The organism is Ruegeria sp. HKCCA5763, from assembly GCF_013034545.1.
In the GTDB taxonomy this organism is placed as follows: domain Bacteria; phylum Pseudomonadota; class Alphaproteobacteria; order Rhodobacterales; family Rhodobacteraceae; genus Ruegeria.
Genome location: NZ_WQGF01000015.1, coordinates 16,464 through 39,206, shown reverse-complemented (window position 1 = coordinate 39,206; position 22,743 = coordinate 16,464). Strand labels below are relative to the sequence as shown.

The 22,743-nt window shown below is 54.8% G+C and carries 23 protein-coding genes; 9 read left to right on the top strand and 14 right to left on the bottom strand.

Annotated features, from left to right (window positions below):
* The first annotated feature begins 100 nt into the window (after positions 1 to 100).
* Positions 101 to 1,171, top strand: a complete 1,071-nt coding sequence (locus GOV89_RS20105; RefSeq protein WP_170418318.1) for a GlxA family transcriptional regulator — start codon at positions 101 to 103, stop codon at positions 1,169 to 1,171.
* On the opposite strand, the gene GOV89_RS20100 is transcribed toward GOV89_RS20105, so the two are convergent.
* From GOV89_RS20100 to GOV89_RS20085, 4 genes are read right to left on the bottom strand one after another with little or no spacing between them, the layout of a single operon-like run.
* Positions 1,153 to 2,100: a 3-hydroxyacyl-CoA dehydrogenase NAD-binding domain-containing protein gene (locus tag GOV89_RS20100; RefSeq protein ID WP_170418315.1), complete on the bottom strand. Its 948-nt coding sequence runs from the start codon at positions 2,098 to 2,100 to the stop codon at positions 1,153 to 1,155. The two genes, GOV89_RS20105 and GOV89_RS20100, sit on opposite strands and share 19 nt — an antisense overlap.
* Positions 2,100 to 2,903: a carnitinyl-CoA dehydratase gene (locus GOV89_RS20095; RefSeq protein ID WP_170418313.1), complete on the bottom strand. Its 804-nt coding sequence runs from the start codon at positions 2,901 to 2,903 to the stop codon at positions 2,100 to 2,102. The genes GOV89_RS20100 and GOV89_RS20095 overlap by 1 nt, the downstream gene beginning before the upstream one ends.
* 4 nt (positions 2,904 to 2,907) lie before the next feature.
* Positions 2,908 to 3,948 carry an LLM class flavin-dependent oxidoreductase gene (locus tag GOV89_RS20090; RefSeq protein WP_170418310.1) on the bottom strand — a complete coding sequence of 347 codons (1,041 nt, stop codon included), beginning with the start codon at positions 3,946 to 3,948 and terminating at the stop codon, positions 2,908 to 2,910.
* 11 nt (positions 3,949 to 3,959) lie between these two features.
* On the bottom strand, positions 3,960 to 5,441 hold the full coding sequence (locus GOV89_RS20085) for an aldehyde dehydrogenase (RefSeq protein ID WP_170568169.1): 1,482 nt from the start codon (positions 5,439 to 5,441) through the stop codon (positions 3,960 to 3,962).
* 143 nt (positions 5,442 to 5,584) lie between these two features.
* Here GOV89_RS20085 and GOV89_RS20080 point away from each other — a divergent pair, with 143 nt between their 5' ends.
* The 6 genes from GOV89_RS20080 (at position 5,585) to GOV89_RS20055 (ending at position 11,659) form a co-directional block, all read left to right on the top strand.
* Complete coding sequence (locus tag GOV89_RS20080; protein WP_170418304.1) at positions 5,585 to 5,986, top strand: RidA family protein; 402 nt, start codon at positions 5,585 to 5,587, stop codon at positions 5,984 to 5,986.
* The gene (locus GOV89_RS20075; RefSeq protein ID WP_170418301.1) at positions 5,986 to 6,786 is read left to right on the top strand and encodes an alpha/beta fold hydrolase; all 801 of its coding nucleotides are present in this window, start codon (positions 5,986 to 5,988) and stop codon (positions 6,784 to 6,786) included. The genes GOV89_RS20080 and GOV89_RS20075 overlap by 1 nt, the downstream gene beginning before the upstream one ends.
* On the top strand, positions 6,783 to 8,891 hold the full coding sequence (locus GOV89_RS20070) for a CoA transferase (RefSeq protein WP_170418298.1): 2,109 nt from the start codon (positions 6,783 to 6,785) through the stop codon (positions 8,889 to 8,891). Before GOV89_RS20075 ends, GOV89_RS20070 begins: the two co-directional genes overlap by 4 nt.
* A 13-nt stretch (positions 8,892 to 8,904) precedes the next feature.
* On the top strand, positions 8,905 to 9,507 hold the full coding sequence (locus tag GOV89_RS20065; RefSeq protein ID WP_010443804.1) for an amino acid synthesis family protein: 603 nt from the start codon (positions 8,905 to 8,907) through the stop codon (positions 9,505 to 9,507).
* Positions 9,508 to 10,004: 497 nt separating this feature from the next.
* Positions 10,005 to 11,153, top strand: a complete 1,149-nt coding sequence (locus tag GOV89_RS20060; protein ID WP_171238905.1) for an AAA family ATPase — start codon at positions 10,005 to 10,007, stop codon at positions 11,151 to 11,153.
* 92 nt (positions 11,154 to 11,245) lie between these two features.
* Positions 11,246 to 11,659 (top strand): hypothetical protein, encoded by a 414-nt coding sequence (locus tag GOV89_RS20055; RefSeq protein ID WP_068337444.1) that lies wholly within the window; start codon positions 11,246 to 11,248, stop codon positions 11,657 to 11,659.
* 52 nt (positions 11,660 to 11,711) lie between these two features.
* Here GOV89_RS20055 and GOV89_RS20050 read toward each other — a convergent pair whose 3' ends face one another.
* From GOV89_RS20050 to GOV89_RS20005, 10 genes are all read right to left on the bottom strand, one after another.
* Positions 11,712 to 11,888, bottom strand: a complete 177-nt coding sequence (locus GOV89_RS20050; RefSeq protein WP_157769979.1) for a hypothetical protein — start codon at positions 11,886 to 11,888, stop codon at positions 11,712 to 11,714.
* A 572-nt stretch (positions 11,889 to 12,460) separates the two neighbouring features.
* On the bottom strand, positions 12,461 to 12,907 hold the full coding sequence (locus tag GOV89_RS20045) for a hypothetical protein (RefSeq protein ID WP_010443799.1): 447 nt from the start codon (positions 12,905 to 12,907) through the stop codon (positions 12,461 to 12,463).
* A complete protein-coding gene (locus GOV89_RS20040) occupies positions 12,907 to 13,134 on the bottom strand; it encodes a DUF3955 domain-containing protein (protein ID WP_170418292.1) in 228 nt (75 codons plus the stop codon). The genes GOV89_RS20045 and GOV89_RS20040 overlap by 1 nt, the downstream gene beginning before the upstream one ends.
* Positions 13,118 to 13,891 (bottom strand): hypothetical protein, encoded by a 774-nt coding sequence (locus tag GOV89_RS20035; protein WP_170418289.1) that lies wholly within the window; start codon positions 13,889 to 13,891, stop codon positions 13,118 to 13,120. Before GOV89_RS20035 ends, GOV89_RS20040 begins: the two co-directional genes overlap by 17 nt.
* A 159-nt stretch (positions 13,892 to 14,050) precedes the next feature.
* The gene (locus tag GOV89_RS20030; RefSeq protein ID WP_170418286.1) at positions 14,051 to 14,341 is read right to left on the bottom strand and encodes a hypothetical protein; all 291 of its coding nucleotides are present in this window, start codon (positions 14,339 to 14,341) and stop codon (positions 14,051 to 14,053) included.
* Between the two features lie 146 nt (positions 14,342 to 14,487).
* Positions 14,488 to 15,003 carry a DUF805 domain-containing protein gene (locus GOV89_RS20025; protein ID WP_029622284.1) on the bottom strand — a complete coding sequence of 172 codons (516 nt, stop codon included), beginning with the start codon at positions 15,001 to 15,003 and terminating at the stop codon, positions 14,488 to 14,490.
* 321 nt (positions 15,004 to 15,324) lie between these two features.
* Positions 15,325 to 16,059 (bottom strand): hypothetical protein, encoded by a 735-nt coding sequence (locus GOV89_RS20020; RefSeq protein ID WP_010443788.1) that lies wholly within the window; start codon positions 16,057 to 16,059, stop codon positions 15,325 to 15,327.
* A 114-nt stretch (positions 16,060 to 16,173) separates the two neighbouring features.
* Complete coding sequence (locus GOV89_RS20015; RefSeq protein ID WP_170418283.1) at positions 16,174 to 16,500, bottom strand: hypothetical protein; 327 nt, start codon at positions 16,498 to 16,500, stop codon at positions 16,174 to 16,176.
* A gap of 5 nt (positions 16,501 to 16,505) precedes the next feature.
* On the bottom strand, positions 16,506 to 17,027 hold the full coding sequence (locus GOV89_RS20010) for a hypothetical protein (RefSeq protein WP_010443783.1): 522 nt from the start codon (positions 17,025 to 17,027) through the stop codon (positions 16,506 to 16,508).
* A 53-nt stretch (positions 17,028 to 17,080) separates the two neighbouring features.
* Entirely contained in the window at positions 17,081 to 17,638 is a 558-nt protein-coding gene (locus tag GOV89_RS20005) for a hypothetical protein (RefSeq protein WP_010443781.1), read from the bottom strand.
* Positions 17,639 to 17,849: 211 nt separating this feature from the next.
* Between GOV89_RS20005 and GOV89_RS20000 the strand changes: the two genes are divergently transcribed.
* Entirely contained in the window at positions 17,850 to 20,228 is a 2,379-nt protein-coding gene (locus GOV89_RS20000; protein ID WP_253284527.1) for an autotransporter outer membrane beta-barrel domain-containing protein, read from the top strand.
* Between the two features lie 296 nt (positions 20,229 to 20,524).
* Positions 20,525 to 21,226: an IS6 family transposase gene (locus GOV89_RS19995; RefSeq protein ID WP_170389003.1), complete on the top strand. Its 702-nt coding sequence runs from the start codon at positions 20,525 to 20,527 to the stop codon at positions 21,224 to 21,226.
* Positions 21,227 to 22,743: the final 1,517 nt, after the last annotated feature.

The following is a 22,743-nucleotide window of genomic DNA, read 5'->3' as shown; positions in this document are numbered from 1 at the left end:
CCTAGATTGCCGCGCGATTGACGGATAAAGATGTCGATTATCCGCCACAGATTAGGTTAGAATGGCGAAAAATCTGACCTAAAGCTTCTTGGTAAAACCAATGCATGTCGACATCACAACGCATATGGCTCGGGCTAAACGGCATGCCGTATTTGTCGTTGTCCCGCGTTTCAACCTGACCACGCTGATCACCATGATCGAAACCATGCGGATCGCAAATTACCTGGCGCCAGAACCGATGTTTTCCTGGGACATCGTCTCGTTCGACGGTCCTGAGATTGTTGCCAGCAATGGCATGACGACCGCAGTTGACACCGACTACGGGAGCCTGACTCCGGCAGGTTTTGTGTTTGTGTTGGGCAGTTGGGGTACTGAACACTACGAAAACACCGCTTTACTCACCTGGTTGCGAAAACGCGCACGCGCAGGCGAAACTGTTTGCGGCGTTGAATTGGGCAGCTACATCGTCGCACGTGCAGGCCTGTTGGACGGCAAACCTGCGACTATTCACTGGTCGTGGTTGAGCGGGTTCCGGGAATCCTTTGATCGGGTCGATGTCCATGAGTGTCTGTTCACTATTGACGGCAAGGTAATGACGTGCGCGGGCGGGTTGGCTGGGGTCGATCTGATGCTAAGGCTGATTGAATCCATCAGCGACAGCGGCTTTTCGGGGGAGATCGCAGACCAGATGCTGCATCACCCCATTCGCGACGCCGCCTCACCCCAGCGCAGCACCATGGGCCGGAGCACGGAAACCATGCTTCCGTTGATCCGAGAAGCGATGACCCTGATCGAAGAAAACATAGAAGAGCCGCTCAAAGTGCCCCAAATCGCTGATGTTCTGGGTGTTTCTCAGCGTCAACTGGAACGCCAATTCAAGAAACACGTGGGCTGTACCGTGGTGCAATTCGGCTTATTGCGCCGATTGCAGAATGCTCGCCTACTGTTGATTTCGACCGACCTCAGTGTACGCGAGATTGCCACCGCATCAGGATTCAATACACTGTCACATTTTGCCTATTCATTCGGTAAATTCTTCGGCCGGCGCCCATCCGAATACCGTGAGGCATGGCCGAAAAGCGAGCCGGCACCCAGCTGGCCCGGCTCTCTCTCGGATTTCTTGTCCATTCTGAACAACGTGCCCGCTCAAGGTTATCCCCCGCGGGACTGACGCAGAGCATTCAGCACTGCAACTATTTCGCGATCTCGTTGGGCTGCCATGTCCTCGAAATCTCGGTCGCCGGCGACAGCGTTGCAGCCATCGACCATGCGATCGCGCAATTCCTTCGTCAGCTCAGGTGCCTCCAACCGGGTCCAGGGCAGTTTAAGCGCCGGGCCGAACTGATCCAGGTTGGTGGCCATGCCTCCGGTACCACAGGCCACGTGAAAAGCCATACACTGACCCTGCGAGACCATACGAGGCGCCGGGCCGTTCATGAGTGCGATGTCGATGTCTTCCGGCGTTGCCTCTCCATTGGCGACCATATGCAGGGCCTCTCGCCAAAGCGCCTCTTGCAGTCGGGTCGCGACAAAGCCGGGGATCTCTTTTTTCATCATCAACGGGGCCTTGCCCGCTATTTCGTAGAATTCCCCGGCCCAAGCCACCGCCTCTGGTGATGTCTGTTCGCCGCCCACGATTTCGACCAGTGGTAGCAAATATGGTGGATTGAAGGGATGGCCGATCACACAGCGTTCCGGTGTCGCGCAAGTCGCTTGGATGTCGGTCATCATCAAGCCGGACGTGGAAGAGCCAATCACGACGTCTGTTGGCAAAATGAGCCCGAGTCGTTGATAAAGTGCCTGCTTGATCTCAAGACGCTCGGGCGCGCTTTCCTGCACAAATTCGGCGCCGTCCAGCGCAGCCTCCAAATCTGTAACGATGCGCAAGCGGTCAAGCGACGCGCCGGCGGCAAGCCCCAAGTCCGTCAAGCTCTTCCAAGCAGTGCGTAAGATTGCGTGAAAGGCATCGGATTCGCTCGCGTCATGCAAATAGGCGGTCACATCATAACCACGCGCAAGAAAATGCGCTGCCCAGCCGCCGCCGATGGGGCCGGCTCCAATGCTGGTGATGCGGGTGATCGATGAGGGGTCAGGATACATCACTCACCCTTGAATTTGGGTTCACGCTTTTCGACAAAAGCCGCGACACCTTCGGCCGCGTCATCAGATTTCAGCATCTTGCGGTAGATCGGCATCGGATCGGTGCGCATCTTGTGAAAGGCCTGTTCCAGCGGCACGCACTCGATCTCGCGCTGCACTTCCTTGACAGATTGCATTGCAAGAGGCGCCGACCAGGCAATCGAGGCCGCCCATTCCCGGGCCGCCGCCATCAATTGATCCTTTGGAACCACCTTGTTGACCAACCCGTAATGCGCCGCCTCCGTCGCGGTCATCCGACGGCCCAACAGAAACATCTCCATCGCGATGTTGTGCGGTATTCTTCGAGGCAGGCGTTGCAGTGCCCCCGCATCTGGAACGATGCCCAAAGGCATTTCAGGTAGGCCAAACTCCACATGGTCCGCCGCGATCAGAAGATCACAGGCCATGGCCATTTCGAACCCACCACCGATTGCCAGACCGTTTATGGCCGCGATAACCGGCTTATTGAGCGCCCAATTCTCGGTCAGACCCGTGAACCCGCCGAACCCGTAGTCATCACTTTCCCACCAGTTGTCGAGCTGCATTTCGCCCTCGTTCAGGGCCTTCAAATCCCAACCGGCCGAGAAAATTCGATCTCCGCCCCCGGTCAGAATCGCGCAACGCAAGTCCTTGTCCTCGTGCAACTCCTGAAACGCCGCGGCCAAGGCCTGACTGGTGGGAACGTCGATGGCGTTTACTTTGCCCCGCTCTAGTGTGATTTCCAGAACGTGGCCGTCGCGGTGTGTTTTGACCCCTTCTGCCATTGCTTCAGTCCTCCTTGAATTCCGGCATGACCTCGTCGCAGAACATGCGCAAGGATCGCTGCTGCGCCGCGTGATCAAGCCCCATCGAGGCATAGTAGATGAACTCGTTCACACCGAGCCCCTGATATTTCTTGAGCTTTCCAATCACACACTCAGGTGAACCGAACATTAGGTTTTCTTCCAGCATCAAGGGATCATACTGTTCCCGGCCCTCCAACTGATCCAGCGGAATGGAAGCAGGAAAACCATCTTTGACATCGCCCAAATTGCGATAGAGGTTTTCGAACTGGCTCAGCAATCGTCGCACCGCCTTCATCGCGTTTTCGCCATCGGCCGCATTGTCGTAAACGCAGGAATGGCGCATCAGCGCAAAACGTGGCACCCAGCCATTATCCGCTTTTTCAATCGCCTCATCGAGTTGCTTTTTGTACAGCTCGGCCTCAGCGAACGGGCGGGTGAAAGGCCAGCAATTCACGTGGCAGCGTTCACGCATGGCGTAGTCATAGGTGATCGGCGAGCGCGCCGCGACCCAAACCGGAACCTCGGCTTGCAATGGTTTGGGCACCGAGGTTGATGTCGGGAATTGCCAATATTCGCCTTCATGCGCATAATCGCCCTTCCACAACTCGCGCACCGTGGGCAGCATCTCTTGCATATAGCGCCACGCATCAGATTGCTTGAGGCCCGGCTTCATGCGATCGAACTCGCGCTGATAGGCACCTGACCCGATACCAAACTCCAACCGACCGCCGCTTAAAAGATCCAGCATCGCGGCTTCACCGGCCAGGTTAATCGGGTGCCAGTACGCAGCGGTCGCCACCGCCGTACCAAGCCGGATCCGGCTGGTCTCGGATGACCACCAAGTCAGCAGTTGGAACGGGTTGGGCGCAATCGTCATTTCCAGCGCGTGATGCTCAGCAGCCCAAACGATATCGAAACCGCCATCCTCGGCGATTTGCACCATCTCCAATGTGTGGCGCGCGACGTCTTTCATATCAAGACTGTTGTCGATCCGCTCCATGTTTACGGCAAGTTGGAATTTCATGCTCACCTCCCTCAGCGCATTACAAACGGGTTCGCCATCGGCTCATCCGATGTGTTCATCCAGACCGTCTTGGGCCGGGTGTAATCGTAGATCGCCTGGAACCCGCTTTCGCGGCCATAGCCTGATCCTTTAACGCCACCAAACTCCGCTATCGGCGACACAACACGGTAGGTGTTCACCCAGACGATGCCGGCACGCACCGCATTTGCCATGCGCAAGGATCGCGCGCCGTCGGTGGTAAAGATGCCCGCCGCCAGCCCATGTTCGGTATCGTTGGCCAGTTCCAGCACCTCAGATTCGGTCTTAAAACGCTGGACGCAAAGTACAGGGCCGAAAAGCTCTGTATCGACGATACGCAGATCCTGCCGTGGGCAGTCGATGATGGTTGGCTCGAAATATAGCCCTGCTTTGCCTTCCGGCTGCTTGCCCCCCACCAGAACTGTGCCGCCCTCTTCCTGAGCGAAGGCAACCTCGCGTTGGATGTGGTCCAACTGTCCAGGGGTGCAAAGCGGCCCCATCTGAGTTTCCTCGGCCAGTGGATCGCCAATGAGGATCTGCTGCGCCTGCGCCACCATCCTGTCGAGAAACTCATCCGCGATGTCCTCGTGCAAGTAGAGCCGCGATCCGGCGACGCAGCTTTGCCCTGTCGCGCCAAAGATACCGGCAATCGAGGCATTGACTGCACTTTCGATATTGGCGTCATCAAAAACAATGAAGGGCGACTTGCCGCCCAGTTCCAATGAGACCTCGGCAAAGTTGCGTTTTGCGTTTTCCAGCACATGGCGCGCGGCATTTGGGCCACCGGTAAAAGAGACGCGCGCCACCAGTGGATGCCCGGTCAAAGCCCGTCCACAGGGCTCACCATGACCCGTTACGATGTTGACCACACCAGGCGGGATACCGGCCATTTCGACAAGTCGCCCAAACTCCAGCATGGCCGCGCTGGCATGTTCGGATGCTTTTAGAACAACCGTATTCCCGGCAGCCAATGCCGGGCCGATCTTGACCGCTACAAGGAACAATTGCGAATTCCAGGGCACCACGGCAGCAACCACGCCCAGAGGTTCGCGCTTGGTAAAGACAAACATGTCAGGTTTGTCGATGGGCAGTGTCTCGCCGCTTACCTTATCCGCACACCCAGCAAAAAAGTGGAAAAACTCGGCAATGTACTTGGCTTGCCAACGCGTTTCCTTGAGCATCTTGCCGGTGTCGATGGATTCAGTTCGTCCCAGCTCTTCGGAATGATCCGCCAGAAGATCGCCCAGCTTGCGCAGGCATTTGCCGCGCTCGGTCGGTGTCATCCGCGCCCAGGGGCCGCTGCTAAAAGCAGTGTGCGCCGCGGTGACTGCGCGGTTGATATCATCCTCAGTTGCCTCTGGAACACGGCTCCAGACCTCACCATTGGCTGGGTTGACGCTGTCAAAAGTACCGCCATCCGCAGCGTCGACCCAGTCGCCATCAATCAGCATCTGATAGTTTTTGACATCAGCCATGGCGTGCCTCCCCCCTGATTGTTGCCTCCCTATTCATGTCTGCTTTCGCGCCTCAGGGTTATGAAAATACGACGCAGTCTGTCGAAAAATCCGGGTCTCGCATCCGATCATGGGTGCAGGCTGTTCCAAAGGGAGGCTTGGAAATGGGTAGCAAAAAGCAGGTTATCGGAGGTCCACTGGAAATTGGCGGACGGGTTCTGTCGCTGTCCCGCGCCATTCGGGCAGGTGATTTCGTTTTTCTGACAGGGCAAATTCCTATGCGAGACGGCGTGCCTATGACCGATGGCACCGTCGAAGAGCAGACCCGCGCAGTTTTGGACGACATCACCAAGACACTAGCCAAGGCAGGCTGCACCCGCGACGATGTCATCAAGGCCATGGTCTGGCTGCGGGAGCGCGACGATTTCCCTGGATTTAACGCCGTCTACGCCGACTATTTTCCAGTTGAGCCTCCAACCCGGTCGGCTGTGGTCAGCGATCTTCTGGTGGATGCCCGCGTTGAGGTCGAAGTCGTAGCCTATCGCCCCCTCAAGGACCAATCCTGATGGGCATAGCACCAGACGGAACCCATTTAAAAATGACAGGACCAGAAGGTGCGCCTGTTGTGGTAATGATCCATGGGCTGGGCCTGAACCAGGATTGCTGGCAATGGACGATCCCTGCACTGTCTGATCGCTTTCGCGTTCTCACCTATGATCTATATGGTCATGGGCAAAGTGCCCCGCCACCCGAACGCCCCAGCCTTTCAATGTTTTCACGCCAGCTAGAGAGCTTGCTGGACCACTGCGCCATCCAAAGCGCGGTTATCGCAGGGTTCTCGTTGGGTGGCATGATCGCGCGTCGATTTGCCCAGGATGTGCCACAACGGGTTTCAGCTCTGGTGATCCTGCATTCCCCACATAAACGGACCGATGCTGCACAAGAGGCAATTTTGAAACGGGTAGAACAGGCACGGCTGGACGGACCAAAAGCAACGGTCGAAGCCGCGCTGGACCGATGGTTCACCGAGGCGCTTCGTCAGTCCAACCCTCGTATGATGAACACGGTTCGTGACTGGGTCATGGCCAATGACAAAGCAACTTACCACACCATCTATCGCGTGCTGGCCGATGGTATCGACGAAATTGTTGCGCCAAGCCCGCCAATTTCTTGCCCTGCGCTGGTGATTACGGGTGATGAGGATTTCGGCAACGGGCCAGAGATGGCGAATGCCATCGCAAGCGAGATTGCGGGGGGCAGTGCACTTATCCTCCCGGGACTGCGGCATATGGCACTTGCCGAAGACCCGGACGCTGTGAACAAGCCACTCCGCAGCTTTCTCAACAATCTGGATCTGAAGCCATGAGCACCCAAATCCTCAAAGGCCTGCGTGTGTTGGATTTGAGCCGGATGCTTTCAGGTCCCTATTGTACAATGCATTTGGCGGATCACGGGGCCGAGGTGATCAAGATCGAAAGCAAGCATGGCGACACCAGCCGCGGCAACGGACCGTTCCGTCAAGACGATCCGGATCATGCCTGGGCCGGCTACTTTGTAAGTCTGAACCGCGGCAAGAAAAGCGTGCAGCTTGATCTGAAATCGCCGGAGGGCTGCGCGACTTTTCGAGAACTTGCGGCAACGGCGGATGTCATCGTCGAGAATTTCCGCCCGGGCGTAATGGATCGCCTTGGCCTGTCTTATGAAAGCCTTGCTGCCGACAACCCCCGGCTCGTCTATGCCGCGATCCGTGGCTTTGGCGACCCGCGCACAGGCCAAAGCCCCTATGCCAACTGGCCTTCGTACGATGTGGTTGCGCAGGCCATGGGCGGTCTGATGTCCGTCACCGGACCGAATGCTGACACACCCACCAAGACCGGACCCGGGGTGGGTGACATATTCACCGGCATGATGATGGCTTTCGGTATCATGGCGGCCCTGCGCGAGGCCGAAGCGACGGGCAAAGGGCAGTTTGTGGATGTGGCCATGTATGATGCCATGATCTCGCTCTGCGAAAGAATGGTTTACTTGCATGACGTGACAGGAGAGGTGCCCGGACCGGAAGGCAACGGGCATCCATTCCTTTCCCCGTTTGGCCTCTACCCGGCAGCCGATGGCCACATCGCGCTTGGTATTGTCGATGATGCGTTTTGGCAGCTTTTGACACGGCTGATGGGGCAACCGTCACTTGGACAAGATGACCGCTTCTCCACAAGGTCGGCCCGGGGCAACCATGCTTCCGAAGTCAACCAAATTGTAAGCGATTGGACCCGACAACGGACTAAGGAGCAATTGACGGCAACACTGGGTGGCCAGGTCCCGTTCGGCCCGATGAACACTATCTCGGACATCGCGGCCGACCCTCATGTAGCCAGCCGCGGCATGCTGGCGAAGGTCCCGCATCCGGATGCGGGACATGAACCTTGGATCGTGGCAGCAAACCCGTTGCGGTTCGGTCGGCACCGCCAAGGTGCACTGACGACCCCTCCTGCGCTAGGTGAGCACAATAGCATTCTGGAAGGATTGCCCCCACCGGAGTCGACGGAACCCTTAGCCGGGAAGGCGCTGCGCGACGCCTTCGGGCGCTTTGCCACCGGTGTGACAGTGGTAACTACCCGGCAGCCGGACGGGACCCCGCGCGGGTTCACGGCGAACTCATTTACCTCCGTTTCTCTCGACCCACCTCTACTCTTGGTTTGTGTCGGTAAGCAGGCCTTGTCCTTTGAAACCTTCCTGCAGGCGGATTATTTCACGGTCAACGTCTTGTCGGACGACCAAAAAGAAATCTCGGGCCTTTTCGCGTCTCAATCAGCCAAAAAATTCGACATTGCAGCCTGGCAACCTGACGCGCGGAACATGCCCACGATAGACGGCGCGCTCGCCCGGTTCAGCTGTGCCCGACACCGTTTGGTCGATGCTGGTGACCATCTGATCCTGATCGGCCGCGTGGAGGATTTCGAAACGCGCGAGGGACATCCGCTGGGCTACTTTCGCGGTGCCTATTTCGATTTGGGGCTCAACAGTGCCCTGACAGAGGCCGCCACTGCAGGTGGTGTGACCGTCGGAGCGGTACTGGCCAACGAAGATCGGGTCCTACTCTCCGTTGACAAAAGCGGGCACATTTCAGTGCCGGTTGCTCCTGCAAATAACAATTCTGCAGATGGGCTGATCACTGATCTGTCAAACCGAGATTTGATTGTAGAGCTGGCGCATCCTTATGCGGTTTATCGAATATCCAAAAGCGGGACGCAGCGGATCATCTACCACGGAAGCGTTCATGGGCAGCCCCCTGACGGCATGCAGTACTTTGATCTCGGCGACTTGCCGCTGGAACGCGTACGCGACGGGGCTGAAAATTCGATGTTGCGCCGGTACGCAAAGGAAAACAGCCACGGTACATTTGGTTTCTACCACGGAACTGAAGTCGAAGGCGTCGTACACACACCGACCGGGCACCACAGCTATCACGTTTGACAGGAGAAGCAATATGATCCCCGAATTGCGCAAGGTAGTCACCTTTGATGAGGATATTCACACAGAAGGAGGCCGACCTTCGGAACCCGTGTTGCGCATGATCGGCGTGGCAGCGGTGGTCAGAAACCCTTGGGCAGGACGTGGCTTTGTCGATGATCTTTCACCAGAGATTCAGCGCATGGCGCCAGTTCTGGGAGAGATGCTCACCAACAGACTGATCGCTCTGGCGGGGTCAGGCGATGCGATAGAAGCCTACGGAAAAGCCTGTATCGCCGGGACAAGTTGTGAGATTGAACATGCCTCCGCGCTTATTCACACCCTGCAGTACGGAAATTATTATCGTGAGGCAGTGGGTGCAAAAAGCTATCTCGGTTTCACAAACACGCGAGGGCCCGCGAACACCCAAATTCAGATCCCGCTGATGGACAAACATGATACCGGGCGGCGGTCGCACTACCTGACCGTCCAGTTTTCAATCTACGACGCGCCGGATGTGGATGAACTTGTTGTGGCTCTGGGGGCATCAACCCGTGGTCGCCCGCACCACCGGATCGGCGACCGATACTCAGACCTCGCTGCCTTGGGAAGGGATGTGGAGAACCCGGCTGGGGTCTAGTTTGTTACGATGATGATGCGTATCAGGTAATTGGCTTGAGGCAAGTTGTTGTCTTCGATGCAGACCAACTCAGCACGAGAGCTGACAATCAACAAATAAGGATTGGGCGCAAAATCGCCAACGACCGCCGCCTCCTTGATGGGGTATTCTGGGTCGGCTAAACCGGAGTCACTTCGCGTTCAGCCGGAAGCGTTTAGAAATGCTCAGACACTCATCATCAGGCAGCGAGCGCCAAACATGGAGTTCGCTCAGGGATACCAACCTCATAAAAAGCGGCTTTACAACTACTACCCACTTCCCTTTTTCTAGTGCGTCTAGCTCATTTGGACAGAAATAACAGCAAGGAAGTTTGTTCCATGCAACTGTGTCAGCCACAGACAAAGCTCTCATTCGCAGCGGCTACATGAAAGCCTTAATCAAAACCTGTTGCGGACATCCTGTGTTTAGTCTGATAGATCGTCTGTTGATGTGTGATCGCCGGAGCCGGAAAGACTGAAATGCTTGTTACAGTTGCTGTCGCCGGTTATCGATCTCTCCGAAATCTGGTTCTGCCACTTGCTCCCCTGACGGTAATTACCGGTGGCAATGGGGTCGGAAAGTCGTCGCTGTATCGCGCGCTTCGAATGTTGAGCGAGGTGTCACAAGGTAGTGTCATCTCTACACTCGCGTCTGAAGTAGGGTTGGGCTCCACAATGTGGGCGGGGCCTGAAGTGCTGTCTCGAGGGATGAAAACGGGTGAAGTACCCATCACCGGAACGACTCGGAGCAAACCAGTCGGCCTAAAGCTTGGCTTTGCGTCCGAAGACTACGGGTACGCAGTCGAGCTTGGATTGCCAGCAGAAACCTCAGCCTTTTCTAATGATCCTGAGATCAAGTCCGAAGCATTGTGGATCGGCGAGACATTGAGCCGACACAACGCGCTTGCAGAGCGCCGTGGCCCGTGTGTACGGGTACGGTCGGAGTACGGTTCTTGGAACCAGGCGGCCACTACCCTTCCACCGTTTGACAGTATGATGACCCACGCAGCCGATCCGAATAACGCATTAGAGCTGCTGCATTTACGAGACCGTATGCGGAATTGGCGGTTCTATGATCAACTTCGGACTGATCGTGAGGCCCCGGCCAGAAGGCAACAGGTCGGCACCCGAACTCCAATTCTTGCGAGTGACGGCTCGGACCTGGCGGCAGCTATTGAGACAATTCGGGAAATCGGCGATGTGGCAACACTTGAAAAGACCATCATGGACGCATTTCCGGGAAGTTCAATTGAGGTTTATGCGAAAGATGGGTTATTCAGCCTCACAATGAAACAGCACGGGTTGCTGCGCCCGCTCAGCACTGCGGAATTGTCGGATGGGACCCTGCGATACCTGCTCCTCGTGGCGGCCTTACTGACGCCACGACCTCCTAGCCTGATGGTCCTAAATGAGCCCGAAACAAGCCTGCATCCTGACTTAATCCCACCTCTAGCTCGGTTGATCAAAGAAGCCTCCGCGCGAAGTCAGATCATCGTCGTTTCTCACAACCGAGCGTTAGCCAAAGCTTTGAGCAAGGGTAATGCGCTCACGCATCACCTCGGCAAAGCCACTGGGGAAACCTTTGTCGAAGCGGCGGAACCCATACCATGGTCGTGGCCCAAACGATAGCCTTTAGGGAAGTGCTAACAACGCGCGCGATTGAGTTGTGCGTTACACGGAATCGCCTTGACCCACACTGACCTCGCGCGCGATATAACCGCATGGTTTCCAAATCTACGGTACATCTTGCCGCTATCTTGTATGGCTTGAGTTCATCGATTGTAGTGGCCGAAAAGGTTCATTTTTCTGGACTCTATGTCCCGGAAGGTCTTTCGTGCGCGGAAGGCGCGCGGATTTCGGAGGAATATGGGGACCTTCGTGCCGGATACGTCATCTATGACGACGAGGGGCGCAAATCGGACGACGGGTCTTGTGCTTACGCTCAAGTTCAGGCTCTTCGCGGAACCGCGGTGCAAATCGTTGATCTGGCCTGCTCATTTGACGGTGCAACCTATTCTTACCGCCAGCTCTTAACCCCGCTTGAGAAAAATAGGCTGCTGGTTGTAAACTCACCAGACGAAGAAACCTCCACTTACCAGATCTACACTTTATGCGGATGGGTTCCTGAGAGCTGAATGCGGTAGCGCTCTCCCGGCGACTTCGTGAACTAGTCTTAAAGGAAACTCATCAGGCGGTTGGCCACACTAGATTTAGCAAAAGAATAACGACTGCAAAGGCGACCGCAAGTGTCAGCCGCTGTCTTCCCTTGCTCTTTCCGTCAAGGACACCGGTAAGCTGCATTAACCAATAGGTGGCGTAAAGTAAGGCACCAGAAGCAAGCGCGTGCGCGACATCATAGTTCATAGGTTTTCCGTCATTTGATGATTCCATAAATCTCAATGATGAGTGCAGATTCCCGTTATTTCCATGGCTAAGATGATCTCCGGGCCGTATTCTGCATAACCTAAATCGGTGCAAGGTTAGTTACATCTGGGTCGCCCGTTGAAAAGCCCCTCTATGGCCCACTTATATCCCTGCGGCGTCGCAATCAAAGAATAAGGGCAACGATACTAATAGGGCTCGAACGTAGTAGATGACGTATTCGCTAGGGTAGAACATAAAATGTCGTTTTCTACATTCGTCGTTGCGTTGGTTACAATCGGTTGCGTGCCTGTGAATTCGACAATCCACTAGTATGCTCGCCGACCATCGTTGAGCCGCTCGATATTGCTGGGCGGACCCTGATCCAAAACCACCGACAGGGTGTCTTGTCACGCGCCGCCTTGCCGGACGGAATCTGCACATCCCGCCAGAAGCAGAAAGCTGAAGATCAAGGCTGCGGCAGAGAGTGCTATCTAAGTTTTTCGACCATAGATTTTCCTCTAGCAGACCCGCACAATTGTTCTATTTCGATGCAGGAAGCTGCGCTAGCTGAGTCATTGGTATTCACGCACCGCGAGATCGGCGGCCTCCTTGGGAAGGATGAGGTTCCATCGCCTGTTCGCGATCTCCTCTCTGACCGTCACGGCGCTAACCATCCTGTTCCCAACTCGCAGCTCAAGGTCCTTTCCGATCTTCGCTCTTGTCAGGCCCGCCACGGCGAAAGCAGCGTCTTTGTTTAGCTCGAGCCGAAGGATCACTTGCTCATTGCCGGTCTCTTCGGTGCTCATTTCGCGGACAGCAGCAGGCATTAGAGCAATCGGGCCGATGGAAATCCAGTCAGGAAATCGCTCTACCACGCATACCGGGTAGTCCCCTGGATGTCTTCCACCGCCGAGGTCCAGGCAGTTGTCCTCCTGTACGGCCAGCTGTACACGCGCGCCCGCCCAGAACGCGGCAGTCACCAGCACTACCATCGCCGCGACTAAGGCGAAGAGCCGCATTAACGGTTCCAAAAATAGAGAAACAGCGACGTCAGAAGCATCGCCACTGCACCTAAGGTGAATGTCCATCCAAGGCCGAGAAGGAAAAACGCTTCGCGCAGCACTCCGTCCTCGTCAATCTGCACACCTTGCACCCAATAGAGGACCCATAAAACCGCACCAATGGTCAAAGAGAACAGCGCCGAGATCAGGGTCACTTTCGCGGCGCGCCTAGTTGCACTGATCATATCGATAGTCTCCGTATTCGATCCAACGCTCTGAACCATCTTCAAAAACGAGAAACTCGGAACGGTCCTGGCCCAAGAGAGCGACGATAAAGCCACGCGGCGGCTCTGCATTGCCGAAGTAGCTGTAGGACGTCATTGCGTCCATCGTTTCACCGTTGACCGTAACACGCGCGTCCCAGTCGCTGCCGGTGTCGACAATGGCATATTCGATCTGTCGCTGAGTGCCGCCCCCGCCGCAGTAGACTACGCCTTCAGGTGCTTCCGGACGGGAACCTGAACCCGACGAGGCGAGGTTACTACAACTGCGTTTCAACGAACGGATGGCCGCCGAAGACCCCTTCAATTCGAGGATCGCATACGAAATGTCCTGATCGGTCATAGAGAGATTGAGCGTCGCGTTAGCGGCAATCTGATCCAGAACAAACACGTAGTCATTGGCGTCATTGAACTCAATTTCGACGGGGTAATTGTCCACAACCCGGAAGGAACTGTTGGCCCGCCCGGCCTGAAACGCACCGACTTCAGCTGTGCCGTTGCTCATGAATCGAAACGAAAGCCCCTGCTTGTTCACGATGTCTTGGCTGTCTTCATAGCCTGCTGGAGCAAACCGTATGCGGTCGCATTGCAGTTCTAAAGTGATATTGTTCGCCTGAATGAATGCATTAGGGCTTGGGCCTGAACTAAACTGCCAATCTGCCATTGCCGACAATGGAGCAGCGAGCAAAAAGGACGTAAATAATGTGGAAAGCCAGTTCATTTATGACCTCATTATTGTAGAGAGCGAAACCGGCGGCTGCCGGTGTTCAAATTCGTGAGAGCCGGTTGACTCATCAACCTAGTGCCCAAAGCCACACCCGCTTCACATCTTTTTTCCTCTTGGAATAGGCGGCTCTTTAAACCGCCCGCTTCAAAGAGCTTATCCCTCACCCATGAAGAACACGGACGTGACAGCGCCGGACGGAGTCGTCTCGCAGACCCAGAAATTTTGCGCGCCGGGTACGTTCATGAGCAGGCTAAAGCCATCGTCAAGGCGAGTAACGTCGTTCACTGACGAACCGGTGACACCGACGGTAGAGTTGACATCTGCGACGCAATTGGCGCGCGCGACGGCCTCACCGTCACCAGAGCCGGGTTGCGTCGTCTCGACACAGCCTGCGACAGCCGTTGCAACGAAGACTGCAAGGCCAATTTTTGAATAGTTAGACACTTATTCCCCCCCAATTTGATTCTGTTGGTTGTTGACAGTCGGAATAGCGAGACCCGTGCAGGCAAACCGTAGATTCTTCCTTAGTATTCTCCCAAACAACTTTACTACGTCCCCGCAAAACCTCTGACCAAGTCTGCGTCATAGCGTCAAACTGGAGCGGGACCGTATGCATTATCGCCTTCTTGTGACGGTCGACTCAGCCACCAGATCATGAGCACTGAGAGTATGAGTTGCAGAATACCGACAACCATCAACCCGGTGACACCGAGGAAAGCCGCTGGGCCCCTCAGAGTTTCAGGATCATTCGCGCCTTGCTCGAGCGCAGAGAACACTGCGATGCCACTGAACAGCATGAGCACAGTCGCGATGCTTAGTGCTGCAGGCAAAAGCAAATACCAGCCCGGTCGTCCTGTGTCGTGCAGTCGACGCCATCCAGCAGCCAGCATGGGTATTAGAACGGCAAGCTGAAAAATTGGGGTCAGGACTTGGATGCCTTGTCCGGTTTCGGGATCCGTCCCAAAGATTGATGCGTCGACGATTGCAAAGACGAGGCTTACGAGAACAACAAACAGCACAAACCACCAGTACTCAGACCTCACTGCACGCCCGGAAAAAACAAAGTACTTTCCAAAGCACGTTTTGGTTGCTTGAACAAATCCCATATTTCCGAACTCCTTAGAGCGGCGGCCCGATCTCTCTGAAATCATGGACCCTACTCCACGGCTTAGTCAATCGCCTTGGCACTGCTCCCTCAAAACCGGTGAGTGTCCAAATTCGCCACCTTAGAATCTTCTCTGAAGCAGCGCTCGGTTTCCCTGCTGCGGTAGTACAAAATACACTTGGTAATCCCGACCCATATCGTGGCCTCCGTGTCACCTCATCATGCTTTTTGAGTGAAGCACGCTTCTGGGGTAAACCAGACGCGAAGACGCACGCACTCTTTCTCGGGCGTCGATACTAAACTGTCAGGTGGGGTCGGCCGGTCAAAATGTGGGCGCGCGCCGCCATTCGGGATCGAGAGCCCGCAACTCTTGCAGGGTCCCCGCGCCATGCGCTGCGCCATAGAGGACAACGACGTTACCCGGAGCGGCATCGATCACGGCTGCCAAGTGCCTGTTACGTGCGTCAATTGTGATCTGCGTGACCCGCGCGGGGTCCGCAGTCGGCAGAACGAAGTCTCTCATGGGCGTCGACAGGTTCTCTTCGCTGATTTCGAGTGGTCCAATCAGCATTTCATAGGCGTCTGCGATTTGTGCTGGTGTCAGATCCACGTTCACATCCTGACCACCGGGGAAGCCAAGGAAAGCCTCGTTGTCCTGTGCAACAAGACCGTCCGACACGTTCTCGGCATAGAAGGCCGGCGAGGGAAGCATGCCCAGCATTGCGCGTATCCTTAGTTTGTCGGCGACGCTGGCCGTGTCGAAGTCGATAAACTCGTAATAGAGGTCCGCTCCATTTAGCTTGAGGCGTTCGACCTCAGCGGCAATACGATCATAGAAAGGCTGCTCGGCGATATGGATCATGGGGATGAAATACAGGCTTCGCTCGCCATTGGTGAAGGTAAAGCGTTTTGCGCCACCTGCAGATCCATCGACAATGAAGTCTTCCTCGGTCAAGGTGCCAATGTCGCCAGGTGGACCCTCGGGTATAGGATCCCCCGCAGCGTTGTTCCCGATCACAGCTGCAGCCAATAGTGAGATGGCAAACGATGTTGACAACTTTTCTCTGAAAGATTTCGTTGCACTCCTCGCAGTGGCCGTGATTCTTGTAATGGTTGCCATTGTTGTGGGGACGCAAGAAAAAATGAATTGGGACGCGGACATGGATGTTTCTTACCTTCGCGGTACGCTGAAAAATGTGTAGCTGTTCGTCTGGGTCAGGATTGGCACACCAGTCTGTGCCATGAGTTCATCCATATCCGTCGAACCGGTTGAACACGCTACAAGATCGGCAGCGTCGTCTAGGAAATCGAGGGTAAAAGCGCTTTCGCCAACGAGGCGGCAATCATCAGCAGCGCTTCTGTAGCCGCGGACGAAGATCAATTCCGGATCAGGTTCGCTTATGGCAACCTCAGGAGTAGTTTCAATGCACCCCGAAACAGCCAGCACCGATGCGATAGTGCCGATATTGAGCATAATCATTTCGAGGTGTCGTTTCAAATACGCTACTCCCACTCTGCGCGCGTGCTGCGCCACACCTTTTCTTCTGCATCCCATACGCTGGCTACGATGCAGGGCGTTGGGTTGATACCTTCACACTGCGAGCCATGCACATCCGCCAGAAGCACCCGGAACGGGCCGATGTTAGCCATCTCCCAACCCTGATTGAGAAGCGAAAACGCACGATCCTCGATCAGGAAATGGGACATGCAACCGCCTGTACCACAATAGAGTGATGCAGCGGTCGAACACGAGAATCCACTTTCGTCCAGCCCCCAGTCCCGCTGGAGGTCTCCGTCCAGATCCACGCGGCGAACCGCACCGAACTCCAGGGCGAACTGTCCGTTCTCGAATTCAGAACAAGCCCTTTGGGCGGCTTCGACCTTTTCGGCCAACCGCGCCGGCAGCGCAGACCAATCTTGTGCAATTGCTGGACCAGTGTTGAATGCCGTCAAGATTGCACAGAGAAAGAACGCCCATTTCCGGGCATCGTCGCGGTTGCTCTTTCTGGCTATCTTAGTCTCCATTTTCGATTCTCCATCATGTACCTAAGGTTCCGCTGCATGGTTCGCCGGTGTTGTCACCGAATTCGATTTAGTTTCGTCACCATCACTGAAGACAAGGAATTTCGACCGTTCTTCGCCAAACAGCCCGAACTGGAACCCTGTCGGCGGCTGTGATCGAAAAAGCTGTGCGACGTCATCGCGCGAATGGTATCGCCATCAAAAGCAACGCTTACACTCCAAGGGTCGTCTGGCTCTCTCACGAAAGCGTTGTCGATGACCTTCTCTGCGGCACCATTTCCGCAGCAGACTATGCCTTCAGACGCTTCCATGATCCGAGATTTCGACACGCCGGAGTTGCAGGCTAAGCGCTGGGAATTGACCGCCGTGGACGAGCCTTTGAGCGTGGCGAAACCGATATCCAGTCCAACTTTCCGCACTTCCACCTTGGGGCTCCTTTCCCTGCAGAAGAGTACATCTGCAGTTCGCCGCGACGCGTGACAGTTGGGAGCAAACATCATCCGCGCAATCCATAATTCGAACACTGGCATTCGACAACTCGCTGCACTTTGCTTGAACGGCCGCTTTAAGCGCTTCGTCGCAGCAGACGGACGTAACTGGTGTGCTTTCTGCATGCGCGAATACTCCGGGCAGAGTTCTTGCAGTTTCGTGAGTAAATTCTATCGCGAGGCGAATAATCTTCAAGCGGCACTGTTGCACCGCGGCCCCCCATCAAAAACCATTTGCCATAGCGGTCTTTCATTCGAATATTTTTTTGTGCTCAAATATTCTCCGGATGATCGCAAAAGGTTGTGGCCGCGTTTGTGAAGTTAGTGGGGAGAGCTTATGGAAACAAAGGATCGAGTTCAGGCAAGCGTAGCGCCGTACGTTGATCGCGCACTTTTCACTAAGCTCACACTCGGAGCCTTGGCGTACTTCTTACTGCCCGGCATTGCCCAGGCCCAAAGTTCGCAATCTTGCGCTGAAGTTGGTGCTCCGCGTCAAGAATACACTGCTGGAACAGAGACCATTCTTAGCGGGCAGACGATATCTTCTACTGTTAAAACCTGCCTGCCAATTCCAAACGGGCCCATCACGGCGCTTCTGATTGGTAATTCCACCATAACGCCTTCTGGGGAAATTGAGCTGTATGTCCCGGGGCAGAGTCAAAATCCAGACAGAGCATCGGTACTGACTTTGTTGAACGTCGATGTCGCGGCAGGGAGCGGCGACTTTGTTTCACGGGAGGCCCTGACGACGCAAATCAACGGCAGACTACGAGTCAATATTGTAGGGACTTCGATAGGATCAGGACGGTCCATGACATTTGCGCCCGCAAATGGGAGTGATGTTGACCCAACCGAGGTATTTTTCCAATCAGACACGCCGTTAACTTACGATAATTTGACAGTAACAAACGCGACGGAAATCGCGTTTGGTGTGATCAACATTCAGACAAGAAGTGCTCAAGCGTCTGATTTTACACTGACCAACAGTTCAATGTCGGCCACCAGCAATATGGTGATCGGTGCTGGTTCAACACTTCGGCTTGACGCGTCCAGCAGCTTAACCACGGTCGATTTTGATAACTTTGGTACTCTGGCCGGCAACGGCACCGTGAACGCATTCAATTTCAACGTGAGAAATGGCGCTGTTCTTTCACCGGGCTCCTCGATTGGGACGTTGAATATTAATAGTGCAATTTCCTTCGCTGCGGGGTCGACGATTTTGTCGGAAGTCGACCCCGCAGCGGCACAAAAAGCGGATCTGGTTTCGTCAACAGACGCAGTCACTGGTATCAACAACGCCACCATACAAGTCGAAGCCGCTCGTCCAGGCTTGACTGCGCAGGACTATGCTGCTGGCAACGACTACACGGTTTTTCAAGCCTCGCGTTTCGATGGAAACTCCCCAACTCTTGTTGCCGGAGGATCTCTGCCCGCCCTATCCAGTCTGAGTATCTCAAACACGCCAACCGCAGACGGTAGAATTGATATTGCGTTTTCGACCCTCCCCGTTTCGAGTTTACCGCAACATCCATCAGTTGTTGGATCTCCCAATGCAAGCAACCTTGCTGGTGCGGTGGCCAACACCACAAACACGTCTCCAGGAACCAACCTGACCAACGGCACAACCTTGGGCAATGCCGTTAACACGCTTACCAATTCAGGTTTGGCTGGGTTTAATAGTGTGCACGCAGAACCATATTCCTCCAATTTGACCGTTGGTCTGGAGCAACTTGACCTGATAACCAACACCGTGCTGAGCCACGCTGACTGCCGCAAGTATCAAGCGGTCGGCTTCAGCAATGAGGATCAACCTATTGCATCGGGAGACATCGACTCGGCCCAGAGCCCTAGTGGCGCAATAGACTGCTCTGATCGGCGCTGGTGGATCGACACGGCCTATGTGAGCGGGGACGTTGATGGAAGCAACGGCCTTGGGACATTCGACTATTCGCTGGGCACCATTCTGGTCGGAGCGGATGTCGCAAGCACCGATAGAGGTGTGGTCGGCGTGTACGCAGGTTTTGGGACATCCTCCATGGATGAACACGATCAAGTCGATCAGGACTTTTCGACCGACAGCTATCATGTGGGCGTCTATGGGCGTACAACAACAGGAACCTGGGAGTTTTCCGGGCTGATCGGTTACATGTTCGGTGAAACTGACGCCAAACGGACTAACCCTTCTGTTGATGGCTTTACAGGAGGCGAGGCTAAATCGGAATTGGACCAAGAGGGAATCCACGCCGGTATCCAGGCACGGAAGTTGTTTAACCTGGACAGCGGTGCAAGGGTTTCTACGGTTTTTGGATTGAACTACGGGCGTATTCAACAAGGTTCAGGCACAGAGACTGGCGGTGGTGACTTCAACTACTCGATTGAAAAAGCGAATGCAGAGTCTCTGGTCGCTTCCATTGGGTTTGACTACCAACGGGACTTCTTGACAGAGAATGGTTTGCTAACCCCAATCGCCTTTGCTCGTTACGAGTATGACTTCTTTGCCAACAAGGATAGTGAGCACGAAATCACTGTCACGAGCCCGATATTTGGCACGTTCACACAAGTCGGACAAAACCGAGGTGCAAATGGTTTCGTTCTTGGTCTGGGGCTAGGGTATCAGATTTCTGATCTGGCCAGACTGACGGCAGGATATGGTTATTCAGTTCGCTCCAACGGCCAAGAGCACGGCCTCGGTGCAAACTTAAGTGTTCGGTTCTGATTAGGGCGGACCAACGAAGAGGAGTGGTAAGCTAGCAGCAACAACTTGCGGAAGCTATTGTGGCGATGTGAGCTTCATTCCCTAGCGATCAAAATTTGGGGATATTAAAAACATAGAGCCGCGATTTCTTGGCGTCGTCTGTCAGGATGTAGAGAAGCCCTCTGGTCTCATCGAGAGCGATCCCTTCGGGATGTTTAACTTCCTTTTGTTTTCCATCTTCTGTGAACGTCAAACGGTGTTGTCACGTTAACCGTCGTTCGGTTGCTCATGCTTGGATTTGGACATAGGTGACATCGATGAATTCATCGTCGATCAGCTACAAGCACCACCGATTTCCTCCTCAGATCATCGCTCACGCGGTGTGGCTTTATGTTCGCTTCAATTTGAGCCTACGGGAAGTTGAAGAGATGCTTCTACAACGTGGGATCGATGTTTCTTACGAGACCGTCCGCCGTTGGGTCTTCAAATTCGGGCCGGCGATAGCTCAAAACTTGCGGCAGAGACAGGGCTGCCCAGGTGATGTCTGGCATCTGGATGAAGTTGCCGTGAGAATCTCAGGTCGCAAGTATTGGCTTTGGCGCGCGGTCGATCAACATGGCATCGTGCTGGACGAAATACTCCAACCGAAACGGGACAAACGGGCTGCAAAACGGCTGTTACGCCGCCTGGTAAAGCGTTTTGGTATTCTTCCCAAGCGGATCATCACGGACAAACTGCGCTCATATGGCGCCGCCAAGCGAGAAGTCGCGCCGGGGTTGGATCATTGGTCACACAAGGGTTTGAACAATCGAGCCGAAAACAGCCACCTGCCATTCCGTAAGCGGGAACGAACGATGCAGGGGTTTCGGTCCCCAGGAGGTTTGCAGAGGTTCGTGACAACCCATTCAGCCGTTCGGAATTGCTTCTGTGCCCCCGCACGCCGTCGCTCAGCCTTAACAATTCGATATCACCGCCTCGAAGCATTTGACGCCTGGAATGCCGCCACTCGAGCTGCTTGAAGTCCGGGCATCAGCATTCCTTGGTGGGTCGGAAGTTAACGTGACAACACCCATAGTGGTTCTAGTTCTTTTACGCAGGGGGGGACGTAGCGTGCCCTGAGCGGAAGTGTCAAAATCTTGTTGCGTACGCTCGCAGCACAGTTTTCTCGGCTCAGGCGCAATTTACAGGGTACGGGACGGAGCGGCCATTTGATCGCACCGCGGGTACTTGTGCAGAAGCGGCGCGAAAATCGCTGCGTTGCAGCCAATGTCATCAGGCCAGTCATTCATAGTCACGGGGAAGCCTTGATCACATACTCCTCTTTCGCCGCACTCAGGCCAGACAATTTCTTTCGGTAGTTTACTAAGGATCTTGGTCACCGGCAGTTTCAAAAACTACCTGCCCTGGCGGTACTTGCATTGCGACAAGGGAAACTTCCTTGACTCTATTCTGGCTAAGGACCACAAAAGTGCATTGGTGAAAATTACTCGTCGCCGCGATGCTGCCGTCTTCGATGATCCAATGGCCTTCAGAATAACTGTAGCATGTGCCCCAGCATAGGAACGGGTTTCGCTGGGGTCTTCGTGATGAGCTAGTTCCTCGCAAGCATACACAACTGTCACCTGACAAGTCCCAGTCGTCGCGTGACTCATGAAAGAAGGCGCCGTATGAACAACACATGGCTAATAATTAGCGTGCTTGATGCCCGATAGATCAGGCCCCAGGCTTCGCCTCAATCTGTCATTCATCGTGTTTTCGAACCGCGTTCTGTGTTTGATCCCGACACTCTTGTTGTTGCTCACAGGGACGCAGCTTCCTGCCCAAGTCACAGGCAATGCCGACGGAATGGTTTGTGAGGAAGGTTTCGAAAACAAAAACGGATCCTGCCAAAAAACAGACTTACCAGAAAACGCATATTTGACGGGTAGCTCCTATGGCAGTGGCTGGGAATGCAAACATGGTTTCCAGCATGTCGGGGAGTTTTGCGAGGAAATCAATGTTCCTGAGAATGCCTACCTTGCATCGACTGGAGATCGATGGGTGTGCAATCGGCTCTTCCGGCAAGTCGGAGAAAAATGCGAAGAAATGACTGCGCCGCAAAATGGGTACGTTGAAACCCGGTTTGGCGCACAGGAAATACTTTGCAACTGGGGATTTCGTAAGGAAAGCCAGGATTGTGTTGCGATTAGTGTCCCAAGCAACGGCCGTCTGACTGACAAAAACAGCGCGGATGGTTGGGTATGCCTCAGAGGTTACAGGGCAGCGGAGAGCGGCTGTGAGCCTGTGGCCGTTCCACTGCATGCATACCTTGCGCCTGAAACCTACTCTGGATGGAAATGCGAACGTGGCTTTCGCGCAAACCAGGACAGGTGCGTTGCGATCCTTGTCCCTTCAAACGCTCATTTGAATCGGAGAGGTGATGGTTGGGAATGTAATCGGCCGTTCACAAGACAGAACGATAAGTGCACCGAAAATATGCCGCGAAAATAGGTTGGGGAAATCAATATCGCCTGACATATCCGGAAGGACCAAGCCG